This is a genomic window from Christiangramia aestuarii (assembly GCF_009735585.1).
In the GTDB taxonomy this organism is placed as follows: domain Bacteria; phylum Bacteroidota; class Bacteroidia; order Flavobacteriales; family Flavobacteriaceae; genus Christiangramia; species Christiangramia aestuarii.
Genome location: NZ_VJVW01000184.1, coordinates 1 through 353, shown reverse-complemented (window position 1 = coordinate 353; position 353 = coordinate 1). Strand labels below are relative to the sequence as shown.

1 protein-coding gene is annotated in these 353 nt (G+C 66.6%); it reads left to right on the top strand.

Features of this window, described 5'->3' with window-relative positions:
• Positions 1-26: 26 nt before the first annotated feature.
• Positions 27-353 (top strand): hypothetical protein (locus FLP08_RS17465; RefSeq protein WP_202912826.1); only part of this gene is annotated, 327 nt, incomplete at its 3' end.

Sequence of the window (353 nt, the reverse complement as noted above, 5' to 3'; positions counted from 1 at the left end):
GCATTCCGGTGCAATACAGCAGCGCCATGCGTCCGCTGGACGACTGGATCGTCGACCGCGTCGAGCTGGTCGGCGGTCCGTCCTCCTTCCTCAACGGCGCCGGTGCCGTCGGCGGCTCGCTGGACTACATCAGCAAGCTCGCCGACCGCTACGGCGATTTCATGGAAGGCCGGGTGCGCTACGGCAGCTACGACGATTCGGAAGTCGCCTTCGGCTTCAACCAGGCCCTGGGCATCGGCCCCGAGCCGAAGCACTTCGTGCGCCTGGACGTCAGCCGCAGCGGCGGCAACGGCTACGTCGACCGCAATTCGCGCGAATCGTGGAACGTCGCTTTCTCCCTGCTCAGCGACCTG